Below are 16233 nucleotides of genomic sequence, written 5' to 3'. Positions count from 1 at the left end.
GCGCCGCCCCACCGTCACACTCGGACGAGGGAACACGGTCACGCGGCCGGGCAGGCCCCCAGGTCCTCCCAGACGCCCCACTGACCGGTGGTGCCGGGCTTGTCGCCGGACACCCACCACTTGGCACGCCAGGTGTGGCCGCCGTAGGAGACGGTGTCGCCGCCGTTGTAGACGCGCGCGGGGTCCCAGACGGGCGCGGTGCAGGTGTCCCCACCGCCGTTGCCCCCGCCGTTCCCGCCGCCGTCACCGCCGCCGGTGCCGCCGATGTTGACGTCGACGCAGGAGTAGAAGGCGTTGGCGGTGTCCGCGATGTTCCAGACGGCGAGCACCTTCTGCCGGCCGGTGAAGCCGCCGAAGTTCACCTGCTGGCTGACGTCGGCGGCGGGTTGCTGGTTGTGGCCGTCGAACTCGGCGATCTTCTGACCGCCGATGAAGTACTGCCAGTTGGCGGTGGAGTGCCGCGCCGTGTTGTGCCACGTGAACGTCGCCGTGGAGCCGACCGGGGTGACCTTCCAGCCCTTGCTGTCGTCGTCCAGCTCGGCGTACTCCGCGTGCCCGCCGCTGCAGCTCTGCAGGCCCTTGGGCCCCTCGACGCTCTGCGGCTCGTACTTGATCTGACCGCAGGCGACGACGCCTTCGGCGCACTGCTCCTGCCGGCTCGTGGGCAGGGTGACCCAGCCGTGCGCGCTGGCCGAAGCCGCCGGAAGGCTGACGGCGAGCACCGGGGCGACCAGCGCCCCGATCGCGACAGCCACCCGTCTTTTCGTGTCCATGCCACATCACTTCCCTCGGTGTGTCGGAACCGACGCATGGGAGGCCATGCCGATGTAGGTCTAGACCTACGAAACTTGGTCTAGACCATACTCAGTGACGGTGGCAGGTCAAGGGATTGAGCAGAACTGTGTTCGGCGCCGGCAGCGTGACGAGCCGGCAGAGCCGCTACGCGGCGGCCGACCTGGCCGCACCGCCGGGCCCGGGCTCTGTCCATCGGGCTGGACCGGCTTCGGCGGGCTGCACGCCGTCGCCGGCTCCCTGGTCCTGCCGGTGCTCGCCTTCCGGGCCGCCCTCGCCCGCCCGCGCCGAGGACACTCCGGCCGCCCCCCCCTCGATCGCACGCCGGAAGACCACTGCGCGGTCCGTTACGGCTCCCGGGCACAGGGCACTCGCCGCCCATGGCATTCACACAGGCAACGCACCGCTCGCGGGGTTCCGGCCGGGGGCCGACCGCCGCGTCCGTCGGGATCGGTGCCGCGGCAGGCGTGACGGCGGCGGCCGGACTGCTGCTCGGCCGCAAGGCTGCCACGGTCGGCAAGATCGGCAAGGGGCACCCGCTCAAGCACCGCGCGCTCGACCTGGCGGCCGGTGCCGTGCAACGGAAGTACCCGCTCGATGCGATGAGCACCTATCTCAACGGCTTCCACATGTACGCCGACGACATGGGCCGGCAGGTGGAAGCCACGCACTTCTGCATCCACCTCCGGCACGACCTGCACCAGTGCGTGATCTTCGACCGCAACGCACCTGACGCCCGGCTGATCGGCATCGAGTACATCATCAGCGAGGAGCGCTTCCGCAGCCTGCCCGAGGACGAGAAACGGCTGTGGCACAGCCACCACTACGAGGTGAAGTCCGGCAGCCTCACCGCCCCCGGCATTCCCGACATGGCCGAGCACGCCTATTTCGAAGACCTCGTGACCACCTACGGGAAGACGTTCCACACCTGGCAGTACGACCGCGACGACTTCCCGTACGGCATCCCGCAGTTGATGATGGGCTTCACCGCGGACGGGCAGGCCGCGGACGAGATGATCCAGGCCCGGGACGACAGGCTGGGCATCTCGGCGTCCCCCAAGCGGCAGAACCGGGCGGACATCCCCATGCCGGAAGTGGCACCGGGCGCCAACGCGTGGGAGAGCGGCCGGGCCGTACAGACCCGCATCGAGGAAGTGGACTTCAAGCACTGACCGGACTGCGGCCCGCTGCCCATGCCACCCGGAGGTGCGGCCGGGGGCACGGACTCCGCACCGCGCTCAGATCTGACCCTGTCGGCGCAGGCACTGGACGCGTCCCGTCGGGCATGCCCGTCACTTGTGCTGCCCCGATTCATGGTCGGACCGCCGACCGCACACGCCGCCGGGAGTACGCTCGGCGCCGCGGCGGCGCAGAGCGGCCGCTACTTCGGCACCGCCATCGCCTCGGGCAAGCTGGGCGACTCGGCTTACGCGGCGATCGCGGGCCGTGAGCCGTCGTGGCGGCGCGGTGAGCGGTATGGCGAGCAGCATATGGAGGAGATCGGAGTCGACAGCACCGGGCAGGTGGCTAGGTCAGGCGGCGAGCACCACCACCGTCACGGCCGACCCCGACCCCTCCGTCTGCGGCCGGCCCCTCACCGTCTGCGCCACCGTCACCGCCGTCGCGCGGTGACGGTCGCCGGCCTCGGCGCGGCCGGCAAGCTGACAGGCATCTACCGGCCGCCGAATGAGCGTCCCCCTCCCCCACGACGACTCCTGCGGAGGGGCGCCACCAACCCGGCCAAGGAGATCCCGGCTGCCCAGGCATCGAAGCACGCTTCGTGTGGAAGGCGGTGCCCACGAGACAGGAGAGGGGAGCAGCGGTGGACTGGACACTGGACGAGGGGTTCGAGACATCCGGAGGAGTGGTCCGGTGGGGGACGTTGGGCAGCGGGGACCCACTCGTACTGGTGCACGGCACGCCGTACTCCTCCTTCCTGTGGCGGGACGTCGCTCCCGCGCTCGCCCGTACCCGCAAGGTCTTCTTCTTCGACCATCTCGGCTTCGGCCAGTCCGAGCAGCGCGAGGGCCAGGACCTGAGCCTGGCGGCCCACTCGGAGAACTTCGCCCAGCTCCTCGACCACTGGGGGCTGTCGCACCCCAGCGTTGTGGCTCACGACATCGGCGGGGCGGTGGCGCTACGGACCCTGCTGCTCGAGCAGAGGAGCTACCGGGACCTGACCCTCTTCGACGCGGTGAGCGCAGGTGCGTGGGAGCGGGGACTCTTCCAGCTCTTCCTGGAGCACGAGGAGGTCTTCCGCAAGCTTCCGGGCTACGCGCACGAAGCGCTGGTCGCCGCCCATCTGCGGCACGCCACGCACATCGGGTTCCGGCCGGGGATCCTCGACGCCTTCCTCGCACCGTGGCGGGGGGTGGAGGGGCAGGCGGCGTTCTACCGTCAGTACAGCCAGATCAGGCAGGCGGACACGGCGGCGTACGAGCAGTTGCTGGACGGTATCTCGATTCCGGTACGGATCGTCTGGGGCCGCGAGGACCGCATCCTCCCCCCGGAGTACGCCGAGTGGCTGCACGAACATGTTCCGCAGGCGGAGCTGCACTGGATCGAGGGCGCCGGTCACCTCCTGCAGGAGGACGCACCCGGGCGGCTGCTGGCCTGCCTGACAGCTGAATTCGCGTCGGCCTGAGCTGCGGGGCAGCGACCTGCCGGCGCGTGTCCCACGCCCGCGAGGACGGCCCCGCACCAGAGCGGAGGTGGTCCCGGCCGGCAAGGCGCACTCCCCCCGGCGATCCGCGACCACCACCTGTGAAGCCTCCGGGCCTGCTCGAGCCGTGGTGCCTGGAAGCAGGCCCGGTCGCTTCTGAGGGGGCCGGGTCACGGCGGCGCGACCCGGCTACCCGACCGGTGGCGCGGCAGCGCCCCCCCCCCCCGTCACGAGAAGACCGCGGCCATCTGCCTCGCCGCACTTCTCATCGCGGCCATCTGTCCCTGGCCCGCCCGACAGCCCCGTCTCGGTCGGTGGACGGGTCTGTGCGTGGCCTGCGTGCCGGTCAGTGGTCGATGCTGTCCAGCTCGGCCACATCCGCGCCTGAGAGGGGGAGACCAGCGCCTGTGATGTTCTCGCGCAGGTGGGCGGTGGACGAAGTGCCGGGGATGAGCAGGATGTTGGGCGAGCGCTGCATCAGCCAGGCCAGCGCGACCGCCATCGGAGTCGTGTCCAGTCGGGTCGCGACCTGCGAGAGGGCCTCGGACTGCAGCGGCGTGAAGCCTCCCAGGGGGAAGAACGGCACATAGGCGATGCCATCGGCGGCGAGGTGGTCCACGAGGTCGTCGTCGTGGCGGTGGGCGAGGTTGTACATGTTCTGCACGCACACGATCGGGGCGATGCTGCGCGCCTCGGCGACCTGCTCCCCGGTGACGTTGCTGACGCCGAGGTGGCGGATCAGGCCCTCGTGCTGAAGGTCGACGAGCGTCTCGAACGCTTCGGCGAGCGAACCGGGCTGGGGGCCCTGAGCGTCGCCCATGCGCATGTTGACGAGGTCGAGGGTCTCGACGCCGAGGGATTCGAGGTTCTCATGGACCTGCTTGCGCAGGTCTTCCGGGCGCCGGGCCGTGGGCCAGCCGCCCTGCGCATCGCGGGTCGCACCCACCTTCGTGGCGATGAACAGCGACTCCGGGTAGGGATGCAGCGCTTCCCGGATCAGCTCATTCGTGATGCGCGGTCCGTAGGCGTCGCTGGTGTCAATGTGGGTGATCCCGAGGCTGACTGCCTCACGCAGCACCGCCAGGGCGCCGTCGTGGTCGCCGGGCGGTCCCATGACCCACGGGCCGGAGAGCTGCATCGCGCCGTACCCGAACCGGGTGACGGCCGAGTCACCCAGCGTCCAGGTTCCGCCGGGAAGGGGTGTGGAGGGCGTGTCCATCGTGGTGCCTTTCACTTCATGCCAGGGGTGGTGTCTCCAGCCCCTTTGCACCAGCATTGGAGAGAAGCTTCCTGTTGGGAAGTAGGCACTCTGAAGTGCGTAACCACCCATATGGTGAGAGGCGAGGTCAGTGCCGATGCAGGCTGACAAGAAGGCGCAGGAGAAGGCGGAGTACAACGCGTTCCTGGCGGTGTGCCCCAGCCGTCGGCTCCTCGACCGGATCTCCGACAAGTGGGTCGTCCTGATCCTGTGCGCACTGGGCGGTGACGCGCCCGAACAGCCCGGTGCATCGCACGCCGCCAAGGCGATGCGCTACTCCGAACTGGCCCGGCTGCTGGCCGGCGTCAGCCAGAAGATGTTGACCCAGACCCTGCGGGCTCTTGAACGCGACGGCTTGCTCATCCGCACCGCGACACCAACGGTCCCTGTCACCGTCACCTACGAACTGACCGGCCTCGGCCTCTCACTGCACCATCTGACACGCGGGCTCAGACAGTGGGCTCAGACCCACATGGACCAAGTCCTCGCCAATCGCGAGAGCCACGATGCACGAGCTTCCTAGCCCGGACAGCATTCACCGCCTCTGCCACCGGCTGGAATCGGCCTGCCCAAGAGCCTGACGCAGCGGACGCAGGCCGAGTCGAGCCCGCATCTGCGGATCGGGCGTCATGACCGGGCAGCACAGCTAGGCGGTGCCCGCGCGCGCTTCCCGGGTGTGCCGCACCCAGGCAGAGAGGACCCTGGCACCCCTTCGCTGAGCTGCGCAGACTCGGTCGGGCACCACAGTTGACGCTCACCGGCGAAAGGAATCCGATGACAGGCGACGCGCGCAGCGACCGGAACCGCGGGAACGCCGACGTGGTCGGCATGTGGGTGACCGCGGACGGCCACATCCGCCAGGAACTGCTGCCGGACGGGCGCTACGACGAGGCCCGGGGAGACCGGCGCAGCGCGTACACCGGCCGGTACACGGTGACCGGCGACCACCTCGACTACGTCGACGACGCCGGCTTCACGGCCACGGGCGACATCCGGGACGGCGTGCTCCACCACGAGCACCTCGTGCTCTACCGCGAGGACCGGGCGAAGAAGCCCTCATGAGGGAGCGCGGCAGCGTCCTCGTTCCCACCCCTACGGCCAAGGAGCCCGCCGCAGCCGGGCCCCTGGCCGCCGGCCCGTCGCCGGAAGAAGGCAGAGCAGTGAAGCAGACCGGTGACATCGCCACGGGCACCGACCGGACCGGGGCCGTTACGGAGGTCTCCCCGTCATCCGGCACGCCGGCCCTGCTAAGGAGCCCTTTTGCGCGGGCTGAAGAATTGCCGCGCACTCCCCATGACGGGCCATGAGAAAGGTGTCGCATGACCGGGAAGTGGGAGAATCACCAGCTCATAGAGCCTCATTGCTCCTTCAAGCGGGTTGCCGAGGCCGTAGGGCGTCGAGCGAGCGTCATCTTTCCCGAGCCGACGGAGCCCTGCTCGTCAATGGCTCGGAACTCGTCGGATCTTCGGCCGCCGTGCTCTCGAGACGCGCCTCAGGAGGAAGGGACCCCGGTCCAAGGTCCGTGAGCAATTCGTCCAGCACCGCTTCCTCCTCGACACGGACTCCGCACTCGGCGAGGGCGACGGCCAAGGCGGGATCCCAGGGCGTTGCGGCGGGCGGACCCGTCAGGTCGGGGGCTTCAGCCCCTGCGGTCACTACTGCTGCTCGGTAGTCGACGGCCGTGTAGCGCCACGGCCGCCACGGGACCTTTCGCGCCAGTGCTTCGGCGATGCGCACACCGCCCCAGTCGAAATCGCCGTGGTAGAGAAGGCGGGCTCCCCGCATGGACAGACCGCGCAGCAAGATGAGCGCAGCGGCCGACGGTTGCCCCTGGAGGCACACCATGGGCGGGCACGCCGGGCCGAGAGTGTCGGCGGCGGCGGACAGCACGGCCGGGTTCTCGCAGATGTGAACAGTTCCCGTCGTGGAAACGGCGGGAACCGGTGCGCGACGGGTGAGGGAGCGGAGCGTCAGCACCGCCGGTTCCCCCGCGTCGGCCATCCAGTCGAGGGGTGGAGTACCGCGCAGATTGAGGGTGAGGACGGTCGATGACAGGTCGTCCTTGAGCAAACCCGCCGAGGCCCACGCCTCCCGCCGCCATTGCGCACCGGAGCCGTCGGGGAAGCCGGTGAGACAACGGATGCCGGACAGGACGAGAGTGGCGAGCGGCGTCCCCTCGTCCAGCGCGTGGGCGCTCGAGAGATTCCGTGCCGCGAACGTCGCCCGCGCTGTCGGGGGTGAGGCGGGCAGCGCACGCAGCGCGCGCACAGCTGCCTCCACCAGGGGGCCCGCGGCCTCCGGTGTTCGGGCGAGGCGCCGCACCAGGCCGTCACCGCGGATCCGCTCGGCCCAGCGCGCCAGCTCCGCGTCGAGGATGCCGAGCGGGGCGTACACCTCCTCCCAGGCCCGTTCCTCCCTGTTCCGCGTCTCGGCGTGGATGGTGACCGGGCCGGTGAGGGCGACGACGGCCACCGCCAGTCCGTCGGGGCTGACGCCGGAGCGACGCAGGATCTCGTCCGCGGTGGCGAGGCGAATGCCGAGGGAGCCACTGGATCGTGGTGCCCGCCCTAGCAAGCGTTCGGCGGCACGCCGTTGGGATGCGTCGGGGTCGGACAAGGTGACAGAGCCGGTGAGCGGCCGGCCCCGTGCCATGCGCTGCCGCACGCGGTCCACGAACCAGGCGAGGCCGGGGTCGCCGAGCAGACGTCCGAGGCGCTCACTGTCGACGTCGGCCTGGTCTGCTGCCGGTCGCGGCCCGTAAGGCACCGCGTCCACGGCTGCGTCCGGCGGTGTCCTGCGTCCGGCCCACGTCCGGCCGCCGTCGCGGTCGGGCGGGGCCGCCGATCGGTTCACGTCCACAGGGGCCCCTGCCCGCCGGTGCCGTCGTCGACGGTGGTCCGCCCTGGCTCACCGTAAGGACTCACCGGCCCGTCGGCTCCCTCGCCGGAGGCGCCTGCACCGGCACCGGCAGCAGTCCCGCGCGCGTCCGGCCGGGCGCCGGCCTCCCTGCCGCGCCGCCGTTCGCTGCCGTCCCATTCCCACCGCGTCACCAGTACGGCGTCGATGTCGTCGACACGGGAGAGCTGGGCGATGGCGATGCCCGGCACCTGGGGGTAGCAGGCCCATTCGCGTTCACTGGTCATGACGACGTCGAGGTCGAAGGCGCGCAGCAGACCGAGGCACTTGGCGCGCGAGTCGTCGTCGACGCCGGCGAACGCCTCGTCCAGGGTGACCAGGCGCGGGGCGTGCGCGCCGCGCGCGCTCGCGTAGTGCGAGGACGCGGCGGCGAACAGGGGCACGGACGCGGCCAGTACCCGCTCCCCGCCCGAGGCGGGCCCGGTGGCCGGCACCCACTTGCCGTGCTGGTGGCGTTCGACGCCGAACTCGTGCCAGGACCGGTAGTCGAGGGCGGCGGTGAGGTCCTCCAGCCAGCTGCCGGCGCTGTCGTCGGCCTGCCGGAGGGCGATCTGCTCCTGGAGGAACGCGCCGACCGCGGCCCGGTCCTCGGGCGACCACGCGTCGGCGGACTGACGCAGCCGTTCGCGTGCCTGGGCCAGGCCCTGCGGGGCCCGGCGGGACGCTCTCCACACCAGCCGCAGCTTCATGCCGGTGGAGGTCGGGCGCTCCTCCAGCTCCCTGTTCATGGCGGCCACCTGCCGTTCGGCCGCCCCGATCAGTTCCTGGAGCGTCCCGGCGACCTCGGTGATCAGATGGGTCTGGAGGATCTCGCGTTCGCGTGCGGACAGGATGCGGGTCAGTTCGGCGACCTCCACGGCCAGTGCCTCGGCGAGTTCTGGCACGGCCCGTTCCCGGCCCTGGTAGACGATGTCGACCCGCATGCCGTCCTCGCTGGGGCGGGCGGTGGCGGTGTGACCGTGCCGCGACAGCGCGTCCTGGAGCCTGCTGAACTCCTCGCTCAGCCGCTTCTGCACGCGCTCCCAGGCCGCGTCGGTGTCGTCGATCGAGGAGAGCCGGGACTCCACGGCCCGCGCGAGGGCGACGGCTGAGGTCGCCGCCCACGCCTCTCCGCCGTCGTCCGGTACCTCGATGTCCGGCAGCGCGACGGCGAGCAGTCCCGTCGCGGCGAACCGCTGGAACGCTGCGACGGCCTCCTCACGCGCGGCAGTCGCCTCGGCGACCTCATCGGAGAGCCGCTCGATGCGTCCCTCGGCGCGGTTGGCCCGCCCGTCGGCGTCACCGAACGCCGCCCGGGCCTGCCGCTGTTCATGCTCGCATGCCCGGGCCGCCTCGGCCGTCTCCTCCAGTTGTCTCTGCAGCTCGGCGACGGCCGCTCCGACGGTGGAGCGGAGCGTCGTGAGGTGTTCGTCCGCCGCCGCGGCCACCCGAGCCGCCTCCGCGGCGCGCTCCGCCAGTTCGGACACGAGGAGTGAGGCCCGGTGGGTCTCCTCCCGCTCACCGCTCACCGCGCGCTCGGCCTCCGCGCGTTCGCGCAGTGCGGGCCACAGGGCCGCCAGAAGGGCGGTGTGGTCGGCGAGCGCCTGGCGGACGGCGCCCAGTGCCGTGGGGTCGGTGGGGAGGTTCAGGGCGGCCGCGGTGCCGGCGAGTTCGGACGCCGCCCGGTCGGCCCGCTCCACCGCGGGAGCCAGTTCGGCGGCCCGTTCGTCCCGCCGGGCCCGGGCGCGACGGACCGTCTCGGCCGCGGCGGTGACGCGTGCGTGGGCGTGCCGGAGGTCGTCGTCGCCGGGCAGTGCGGCGAGCTCGGCGTCCAGCACGGCACGGCGCCCGGTCACGGCGCGGGACTCCCCGGCCAGTCGTTCCCGCTCCGCAGTCAAGCCGTCGAGTTCGGCCCGCAGTTCTCCGATCCGGATGCGACGCGCCTGTTCCCGTGCCCCTTCCCCCACGTACTGGGCGCTGTCCTTGGCCCAGCTTCCGGTGAGTGCCCCGACGCGGAAACGCCCGTCCGAGCAGACCCATGTGTCGTGGCCACCGCCCGCCCAGGAGACCCCGGCCGGACCGTCACCGTCGCCCGCGACCAGCCCGATGGAGGCGAGCAGGCGCGCGACCGTCTCCTCCCCCACGGCGGTGGCTCCCGCGTCCGCGGGGTCGAGCGCCGGGCACAGCGCGCGGTCGAGGCCGGTTCCGCCGAGCAGCCCGACCGGGTCGAGCAGCACGTCGTGGCCGTCCGACGCGACGGCGGAGCCGTCCGGCCGCACCCAGGCGTCGAGGAGTCCCGAGGCCTCCAGCGCGGCTTCCAGTCCCGCGCGGTCGGCCTGGGTGACGTGCGGGCGGAAGTCGACGAGCCGCCACAGCGGAGCGCCGGGGCTCCGGTCCCGTACGTCAGGTGTGCGTGTGCAGGGGGCCGACGGGCCTCGCTCTGCGCCGGTTTCGAGGACGGTCAGTTCCTCCGCCGCCAGCCGCTGCCGCTCCGCTCTCGCTGCCTCGCGGTGGGCCAGTCCGGCCGCCCGGTCGGCCAGGCGCGAGGCGGCGGCCCGATGCGCCTCGCTCGCTGCCGTACGGGCCGGTGGCGAGCCGGCCAGACCGTCGGCCCAGTCCTGTACGGCGTCCAGGACTCCGGGCAGCCCGGGCACCCTCAGCTCCACGCATCCGGAGAGGTGCTCCCGTACGGCCTTGACCAGCGCACGTCCCTCCCGGACGACGTCCTCCTGCGCCTCGGCCAGCCGCTCCTCGGCATGCACGGCCTCCTCGTCGGCCTCGTCGGCACGCAGCCGGGCGGCCCGGCGCCGCTCCCCGGCCTGCTCAGCCCGCGTGACGAGCTCCGCCACGTGCTCGACGGCGCGCCGTCTGCTCGCTGTCGCCTCGTCGGCTTCCCGGCGCAGGACCGCGTCGGGGACCCCCTCCGTCCTGGGGATGTCGAGCCGGGCGGCTGCCGCGCTCTCGGCCACCCGCTCCCGAATGCCGTCCAGCGCCCCCTGGGCGGCCGAGAGCCGGTTGTCCGCGGTGGCGAGCCGGCCCAGGGCCCGGGTGTGCGCCTCGGCCGCCGTGCGCCGGTCCGCCTCGGCGCGCTTCAGCTCCGCAGCCGTGCGGGAGGCGTCGTCCGCCGCCCGGTCGAGCGCGCGGGCGTCGCGCATCTCGGGCCGGGACCGCAGCGTGCCGTCCTGGGCGGCCAGCCGCGCGGCCCGCTCGTCGAGGGCGACACCCCTCGCCCGGGCCTCCTCGCGGTCCGTCACGGCACCGTCCCGGTCCGCCTGTGCCCTGGCGAGTTCCCTTTGCAGGTTCTCGTACCGGGCGTGTTCGCGGCGGGGCAGGCGGGCGCGGCGCCGGGAGGCGAGGCGGGCGTAGCGGCGGTAGTGGTCGAGGAACGCCGAGGACGCCTGTTCGGCCTCGCGGGCCGCCCGCAGTTCCTCCTTCTCCTCGTCCAGCGACCGGAACGCCTCCGCCGCGTCGGCGACGACCGCCTGGTCCATCGGCGGCAGCGCCTCGGTCAGTGCCCGGGACAGGGCGGCCTCGCTGGGGCGCTTGGACAGCTGGGGCTGACGCAGCTGGATCAGGAGGTCGACGAGGGCGCCGTAGCGCCGCTCCCCCAGCCCGAAGAGGGCTTCGTCGACCGCCCTGCGGTAGGCCTTCGCCGTGTCGTACACCATGCCGTGGCCGCCGACGGCCTCGGCGAGCCGGTCCCGGGACAGTGCCGTCCCGGTCGCGTCGAGCAGGTCGAGGCCGGCGCCGATCCGCTGCTCGGTGACCGCGAACCAGTGGCGGGCGATGCCGCGCCCGGCGACCGCTTTGAGTCCGCACAGCAGCGTGCGGAAGTGCGCCGCGCCTGTGTTCCCGTCGAGTCGTCCGAACTCGATCCAGGTGTAGCCGAGCCGTTCGGGGTGCGGGTGCGCGCCGCCGAGGAGGAGGTTCCACTCCATCCGTTTGCCGGGATCGCCGTCGGGTTCGACGCGACGGGCGGAGAGGTCGCCGTCCAGGAGGAACGGCAGGGTGAGGGCGAGCACCTTCGACTTGCCGGTGCCGTTGTTGCCGCGCAGCAGCAACCGGCCGTCGCGGAACCAGAACTCCTCGACGTCGTAGTGGAAGAGGTCGACGAGTCCGATGCGCAGGGGACGCCACCGGCCGGGCGCGGGAGCGGGGAGCGCGGGGCCGGGCGACTCGGGGCCGGGGAGCGCGGTCACGGGGCGGTTCACCTTTCGTCCTGCACGGGTTGCTCGGGCTGCTCGGGCGTGGTGGGCCGGCGGGCCCGTCCGGGTTCCGTGACGACGGGCTCGCCGACCGCGTAGCGCGCGAGGGCCGGCCGCGGTACGACGCCCCGTTCGGTGCGCTCGGCGAGTCCGAGCGCCACCAGCTTGGTCAGCGCCTGCTCGACGAGTTCGGGCTCCGCGCCCGGTTCCCTCGCTGACTTCGACCAGAATCCGCCGTGTTCCACCGCCAGTTCCCGTACGCGGGCCGCCAGCTCCGCCGGTTCGACGGGCCCGGCCGCCCGGGCCAGGTGCCCCGCCAGCAGCAGGGTGATGTGACCGTGGGTGCCCTGTTCCGGCATGCGCACGTCCGTGAGGTCGTCCATCGGGTCGACCATGGCGATGCCCTCGGCCCGGACCTCCGGGACGAGTCCGGTCAGTTCGTGGATGCGGGCGGTGATGAAGCCGCGCTGCCGGGTGAGGTAGGCCAGTTCGTCGTCGGTCAGGTCGTCGTAGTACAGCACCGGGTCGTCCAGGAGGATGCGGGTCAGTTTCCAGCGGACCGCCCGGAACCGGAGCTCGTCGCTGTCCAGCGCGGTCCACGCGGTCATCTCCACCAGACGCTCCTCGAAGCCCTCGGCCTCGACCATGGAGGGGCCCCGCAGGGACGCCGGCATCCCGGCCAGCACGCGCCGCCGTACGTCGTACAGCACGTCGCCCGATCCGCTGACGTAGGCGTCCTCGTCGCCGGCCACCCGCCGCAGCACCCCTAGCCGCAGCAGCACGCGCACGACGGCCGCGAGGTCGAGGCGCTCGTCGCGCCGCTCCAGAGTGAACGTGACCCCGGCGCAGACGAGTTCGGGATCGGCGGCGGCCAGGACGACCTGCTCGGCGAGGCGTCCGAGCGCCACCTGTGACTCGCCCCGTTCCAGCGCGGCGAGGGCCAGGCAGAGCAGGACGTAACGCCGCCGGCTGAAGGGCAGGGCACTGCGCGTGGTCTCGCGCGCCGGGTGTGTGGCGTCGGCGAGGGTACCCGGCGTCTTGCGCAGCCGTGCGGCGTCGGCGTCCGTGCGCAGCGTCCAGCCGACGTTGCGTTCGAACCACTCCCGCAGTTCGACGGTGTGCCGACGCACCAGCCGGAACTCGTCGGCGTACGGCCCGTCGGCGGTGAGCAGCGGCTCCTTCAGCAGGGTACGTGCGGCCTTCTGGAGGTCGGCCTGCCGCTGGCCGTCGAGGACTTCGGCGAGGGGGCCGCTCATCGGTCCTCCGCGAGCTGGGAAGCGGTGTCCCACCGGGGGACGGGAACGGGGACGGTCACTGGTGCCGGTGCCGGTGCCGGTGCGGTCCGGTCGCCGGGCCCCATCGTGAGGTCGACTATGTCGATCAAGTGGTCGGGACCGCTGAACACTCCGTCGGGGGTGCGTACTTCGGCCGTCGATCCGTCGCCGAGGGCGGTCAGCCGGATCTCCATCGAGCCGTCCGCGCTGGTGGCCGCGGTGGTGGTCGTGCCCGGCCGCCAGGTGGCGAGGGCGTCGCCGAGCAGCCGCAGGAACAACTGGAAGGCGAGTGGGTCGAGTTCGCCGAGCCGGGAGAGCCGCACCGCTCCGCCCGTCACGAGGCGGTCCCGGGCCCGCCTGGTCTCCTCCGTCTGCCGGGCGGCGATCTTTGCGAGCCGGCGCTTCGCCTCGCTCCGGTCTGCGACCCGGCGCGGCCGGCCGCGCCGCTCGTAGCTGCCGGTGCGGCGCAACTGGGGGCTGATCCTGAGCGGTCGCGCCTCGCTCCACGGAGTGGAGGCCGGCTCCGGGGAGGCCGTCCGTTCGGTGAGGGTGTCGGCGTCGACGGTGAGGTGCCGGGAGGAGTGCAGGCCGAACGCCACGCGCCACAACCGGTGCCGCGCCTCGTCGTCCGGCGCCTGGGCGAACCAGCGCGCCAGGGTGCGGAAGTCGGCCGAGCGGTCGGAGCGTCCGGTCCGCCGCTCGTTGAGCTGCCGTACTACGGCCAGGAGCTGAGGGATCGAGTTGAGCGCCCGTCCGCGCAACAGCCTGGCCTGCGACTCCCGTCCCTCCCCGGACACGAACCACTCGGCGAGCCCCGACCACCGGGCCGCCCACCGCTCGTAGGCCACCGCCTCCGCCCGCCCGGCATCCTCGGGAGCGGCGTCGGCGGCCTCGCGGGCGGCGGCCAGCCGCAGCAGCGGACCGACCCGTTCCCGCTCCTCGAGCTCACCGATCAGCAGGGCGATGCGCCCGCCGAGGGTGATGAGGTCCTGGATGAACCGCTCCAGGTACTGGATCAGCCGGTCCTTGTAGGCGAGGAACGCCTCGACCTCGATGTCGTGCAGGTCGATGGTGCGCTGGAGCGAGCCCATGAAGGCGCGGGCGTTGTCGGCGAGGTCGGTGAACCGCGCCGTGAGCACGGCCAGGGCGACGTACGTCTTGGCCGGGTCGGGCTCGTCCTCCGCGGCGATGACCAGCAACGCACGCAGCTGGGTGACGATGTCGTGCAGCGCGACCGCCTGGAGTTCCCCGCGCCGCCCCAGCACCTCGTCGTACGTCCCCAGCGCCGCCTCGGCCGCCTCACCGGCCCGGGTGAGCTGGTAGATGAACCGCCTGCGGTAGAAGTCCTCGACCGCCGTCACCCGCGCGTGGTCGGGGTCGGCCCGCAGGTTGCCCCACTCCACGAGCTTGTCCAGCGCCTGCGTCACCGCCTCGGGGTCGAGGGGCCGAATCCTCGCGTCCAGGGCGGCGTACACGTCCTCCGGCCGCAGATGCACCGCGAACCGCTCCTTGGCCGCGAGGAACGCCCGCATCACCTGACGGTAGAGGGGGGCGTTGGGGGCGGTGAGGTGACTGAAGGGGGTGTAGTCGACGGCTTCGGCGGCCTGAGGGATCTCGGAGGTCATCGTCGAGCCATTCTTCCGGACCGGTGCCCGCGGCTGTGCGGGATGTCTGTATTTCGCCGGTGACAGCCCTGTGCGCACTCCGGGGGCGCTAGGCGGCTGTTCAGAGATGCGCCGGCCGACCGGTGGTGGGACGCGACCTCGGTGACCGAGGCAAAGGAGGCGCAGGTGACTGACGTACGCCAGCCGGCGCTGTCTGGGCCTGGCGGTCTCAAGGGAGGCATTCGGCGTACTCCAGCCGTGGCCGGACCAGTGGCACGACGAGCCCCACCCCCTCTTCACCCCGACCCCCCGCCGCGTTCTTCGAGGGCGACCGCCAGGGGAACAGGGCAAGCACGGTCTCACCGACGACGACCTGCGCGCCTGGCGCCCGGCCAAGCAGCAGCAGGGCCGGGGTACGGAAACGGCCCTCGCGATACAGATCACCGCAAGGGCCGTCGACGTTCCGTGTCAGTCGCTCAGACGACCGCTCTTGACGGCCGCCACGAAGGAAGACCAGCCGCCCGCTGGGAGCACAAGCACCGGCCCGTGCGGAACCTTGCTGTCCCGCACCGGTACTACAGCGGCGAAGTCGTCAGCGACCTCGATGCAAGCGCCACCGTCCTGGTTGCTGTAGCTGCTCTTACGCCAAGACGCCGCACTCAGGTCGATGGATCGCACGTCGCTTCCTCCAACATCCGCAGGATGAACTTGCGCGACTCGGCCGGGGTGAGCGCCAGGTCGCGCACCGCATCGTACGTCTTCTGCAGACGTACAACCCGACCGGCTTCCTCGATGAGCTCGCCCCAGTAGCCGTTCTCGGTATAAGCCACAGCCCTCCCCTCGGGGAGGAGCAGATACCAGACATCCACCCCCAGGAGACCGTGCAACCCGGCGTTCTGCAGGAGCACTTGGATCGTGACGTTCGGACGCTCCGCGACTTCCCGCAGGTACCCCAACTGCCCCCGCCACTCGCCCACATCCCGCAACGGCGTCCGCAGCACCGCCTCCGACAGGATCGTCCTGAACGGCGGCGCATCCTCCCCCTCCAACAACTCCCGCCGCCCCATCCGAGCCTCGACCTGCTGCTCCAGCTCCTTCCCCTTGAGCCCACCGGCCGCCAGCACCTCCCGCGCGTACCCCGGCGTCTGCAACAGCCCCGGCAGGACGCTGACCGCGAAGTGCCACAGGCTCACCGCCTTGGCCTCCAGCGCCATGTACCGCCGGTACCGCTCCCGGAACTGCGTATGGTCCCCGGCGGCCAACTCCCAGAGGGCGAGCAGCAGTCCCGGCGTGCCGTAGTGCGTGTCGAGGGCCTGGACGACCTCGGGGCTGCCCAGCGTCTCGCCCTTCTCCATCTTGCCGAACAGGGACCAGTCCCAGCCCAGCCGTTCCCCGAGCTGCCGCAGGCTCGTCCCACTGCTCGCCCGTAAGGTCCGCAGTTCCTCGGCGAAGCGCTGACGTGGTTCCTGGCTGCGGCCGGTGATGACGCGTCGCTGCGGCATACGGCTGGCTCCTCAGAAGGGCTCGCGTGGTCGGTGTGGAA

General features: G+C 72.0%; 13 protein-coding genes and 1 pseudogene. 6 read left to right on the top strand and 8 right to left on the bottom strand.

Annotated elements, in window-relative coordinates; genetic code table 11:
• Positions 1-38: 38 nt before the first annotated feature.
• The gene (locus tag ACFC02_RS28495; protein ID WP_376363127.1) at positions 39-773 is read right to left on the bottom strand and encodes a lytic polysaccharide monooxygenase; all 735 of its coding nucleotides are present in this window, start codon (positions 771-773) and stop codon (positions 39-41) included.
• A gap of 399 nt (positions 774-1172) precedes the next feature.
• On the opposite strand from ACFC02_RS28495, the gene ACFC02_RS28490 reads away from it, so the two are divergent.
• The 4 genes and pseudogenes from ACFC02_RS28490 to ACFC02_RS28475 all read left to right on the top strand — a co-directional run bounded on the left by ACFC02_RS28490 (position 1173) and on the right by ACFC02_RS28475 (position 3436).
• On the top strand, positions 1173-1964 hold the full coding sequence (locus tag ACFC02_RS28490; RefSeq protein WP_376363124.1) for an OBAP family protein: 792 nt from the start codon (positions 1173-1175) through the stop codon (positions 1962-1964).
• A 78-nt stretch (positions 1965-2042) separates the two neighbouring features.
• Positions 2043-2243 (top strand): annotated as a pseudogene (locus ACFC02_RS28485) (1,4-beta-xylanase); the annotation flags it as partial.
• 25 nt (positions 2244-2268) lie between these two features.
• Positions 2269-2424: a hypothetical protein gene (locus ACFC02_RS28480; protein ID WP_376363133.1), complete on the top strand. Its 156-nt coding sequence runs from the start codon at positions 2269-2271 to the stop codon at positions 2422-2424.
• A gap of 190 nt (positions 2425-2614) precedes the next feature.
• Positions 2615-3436 (top strand): alpha/beta fold hydrolase, encoded by an 822-nt coding sequence (locus ACFC02_RS28475; RefSeq protein WP_376363130.1) that lies wholly within the window; start codon positions 2615-2617, stop codon positions 3434-3436.
• A gap of 364 nt (positions 3437-3800) precedes the next feature.
• Here ACFC02_RS28475 and ACFC02_RS28470 read toward each other — a convergent pair whose 3' ends face one another.
• The gene (locus ACFC02_RS28470) at positions 3801-4673 is read right to left on the bottom strand and encodes an aldo/keto reductase family oxidoreductase (RefSeq protein ID WP_376363122.1); all 873 of its coding nucleotides are present in this window, start codon (positions 4671-4673) and stop codon (positions 3801-3803) included.
• Between the two features lie 136 nt (positions 4674-4809).
• Between ACFC02_RS28470 and ACFC02_RS28465 the strand changes: the two genes are divergently transcribed.
• Entirely contained in the window at positions 4810-5235 is a 426-nt protein-coding gene (locus tag ACFC02_RS28465) for a winged helix-turn-helix transcriptional regulator (protein WP_376363119.1), read from the top strand.
• Positions 5236-5486: 251 nt separating this feature from the next.
• Positions 5487-5774, top strand: a complete 288-nt coding sequence (locus ACFC02_RS28460) for an Atu4866 domain-containing protein (protein WP_376363117.1) — start codon at positions 5487-5489, stop codon at positions 5772-5774.
• 345 nt (positions 5775-6119) lie between these two features.
• Here ACFC02_RS28460 and ACFC02_RS28455 read toward each other — a convergent pair whose 3' ends face one another.
• The 6 genes from ACFC02_RS28455 to ACFC02_RS28430 all read right to left on the bottom strand — a co-directional run bounded on the left by ACFC02_RS28455 (position 6120) and on the right by ACFC02_RS28430 (position 16192).
• Positions 6120-7571 carry a TIGR02679 family protein gene (locus ACFC02_RS28455; RefSeq protein WP_376363114.1) on the bottom strand — a complete coding sequence of 484 codons (1452 nt, stop codon included), beginning with the start codon at positions 7569-7571 and terminating at the stop codon, positions 6120-6122.
• On the bottom strand, positions 7562-11806 hold the full coding sequence (locus ACFC02_RS28450) for a TIGR02680 family protein (protein ID WP_376363111.1): 4245 nt from the start codon (positions 11804-11806) through the stop codon (positions 7562-7564). Before ACFC02_RS28450 ends, ACFC02_RS28455 begins: the two co-directional genes overlap by 10 nt.
• Positions 11807-11814: 8 nt before the next feature.
• Positions 11815-13068, bottom strand: coding sequence for a TIGR02678 family protein (locus ACFC02_RS28445; RefSeq protein ID WP_376363108.1), 1254 nt, complete (start codon positions 13066-13068; stop codon positions 11815-11817).
• A complete protein-coding gene (locus tag ACFC02_RS28440) occupies positions 13065-14711 on the bottom strand; it encodes a TIGR02677 family protein (protein ID WP_376363105.1) in 1647 nt (548 codons plus the stop codon). The genes ACFC02_RS28445 and ACFC02_RS28440 overlap by 4 nt, the downstream gene beginning before the upstream one ends.
• 447 nt (positions 14712-15158) lie before the next feature.
• Positions 15159-15368: a DUF397 domain-containing protein gene (locus tag ACFC02_RS28435; RefSeq protein WP_376363102.1), complete on the bottom strand. Its 210-nt coding sequence runs from the start codon at positions 15366-15368 to the stop codon at positions 15159-15161.
• Positions 15350-16192 (bottom strand): helix-turn-helix domain-containing protein, encoded by an 843-nt coding sequence (locus ACFC02_RS28430; protein ID WP_376363099.1) that lies wholly within the window; start codon positions 16190-16192, stop codon positions 15350-15352. The genes ACFC02_RS28435 and ACFC02_RS28430 overlap by 19 nt, the downstream gene beginning before the upstream one ends.
• Positions 16193-16233 lie beyond the last annotated feature (41 nt).

The organism is Streptomyces sp. NPDC056160 (assembly GCF_042268205.1).
GTDB lineage: Bacteria > Actinomycetota > Actinomycetes > Streptomycetales > Streptomycetaceae > Streptomyces.
This window is presented reverse-complemented; position numbering and strand designations above follow the sequence as displayed.

What these genes read in the sequence shown, in the direction of transcription:
- ACFC02_RS28495 (WP_376363127.1), bottom strand. Translation starts at nt 773, where the DNA reads ATGGACACGAAAAGACGGGTGGCTGTCGCGATCGGGGCGCTGGTCGCC.
- ACFC02_RS28490 (WP_376363124.1), top strand. Translation starts at nt 1,173, where the DNA reads ATGGCATTCACACAGGCAACGCACCGCTCGCGGGGTTCCGGCCGGGGG.
- ACFC02_RS28480 (WP_376363133.1), top strand. Translation starts at nt 2,269, where the DNA reads ATGGCGAGCAGCATATGGAGGAGATCGGAGTCGACAGCACCGGGCAGG.
- ACFC02_RS28470 (WP_376363122.1), bottom strand. Translation starts at nt 4,673, where the DNA reads ATGGACACGCCCTCCACACCCCTTCCCGGCGGAACCTGGACGCTGGGT.
- ACFC02_RS28465 (WP_376363119.1), top strand. Translation starts at nt 4,810, where the DNA reads ATGCAGGCTGACAAGAAGGCGCAGGAGAAGGCGGAGTACAACGCGTTC.
- ACFC02_RS28460 (WP_376363117.1), top strand. Translation starts at nt 5,487, where the DNA reads ATGACAGGCGACGCGCGCAGCGACCGGAACCGCGGGAACGCCGACGTG.
- ACFC02_RS28445 (WP_376363108.1), bottom strand. Translation starts at nt 13,068, where the DNA reads ATGAGCGGCCCCCTCGCCGAAGTCCTCGACGGCCAGCGGCAGGCCGAC.
- ACFC02_RS28440 (WP_376363105.1), bottom strand. Translation starts at nt 14,711, where the DNA reads ATGACCTCCGAGATCCCTCAGGCCGCCGAAGCCGTCGACTACACCCCC.
- ACFC02_RS28430 (WP_376363099.1), bottom strand. Translation starts at nt 16,192, where the DNA reads ATGCCGCAGCGACGCGTCATCACCGGCCGCAGCCAGGAACCACGTCAG.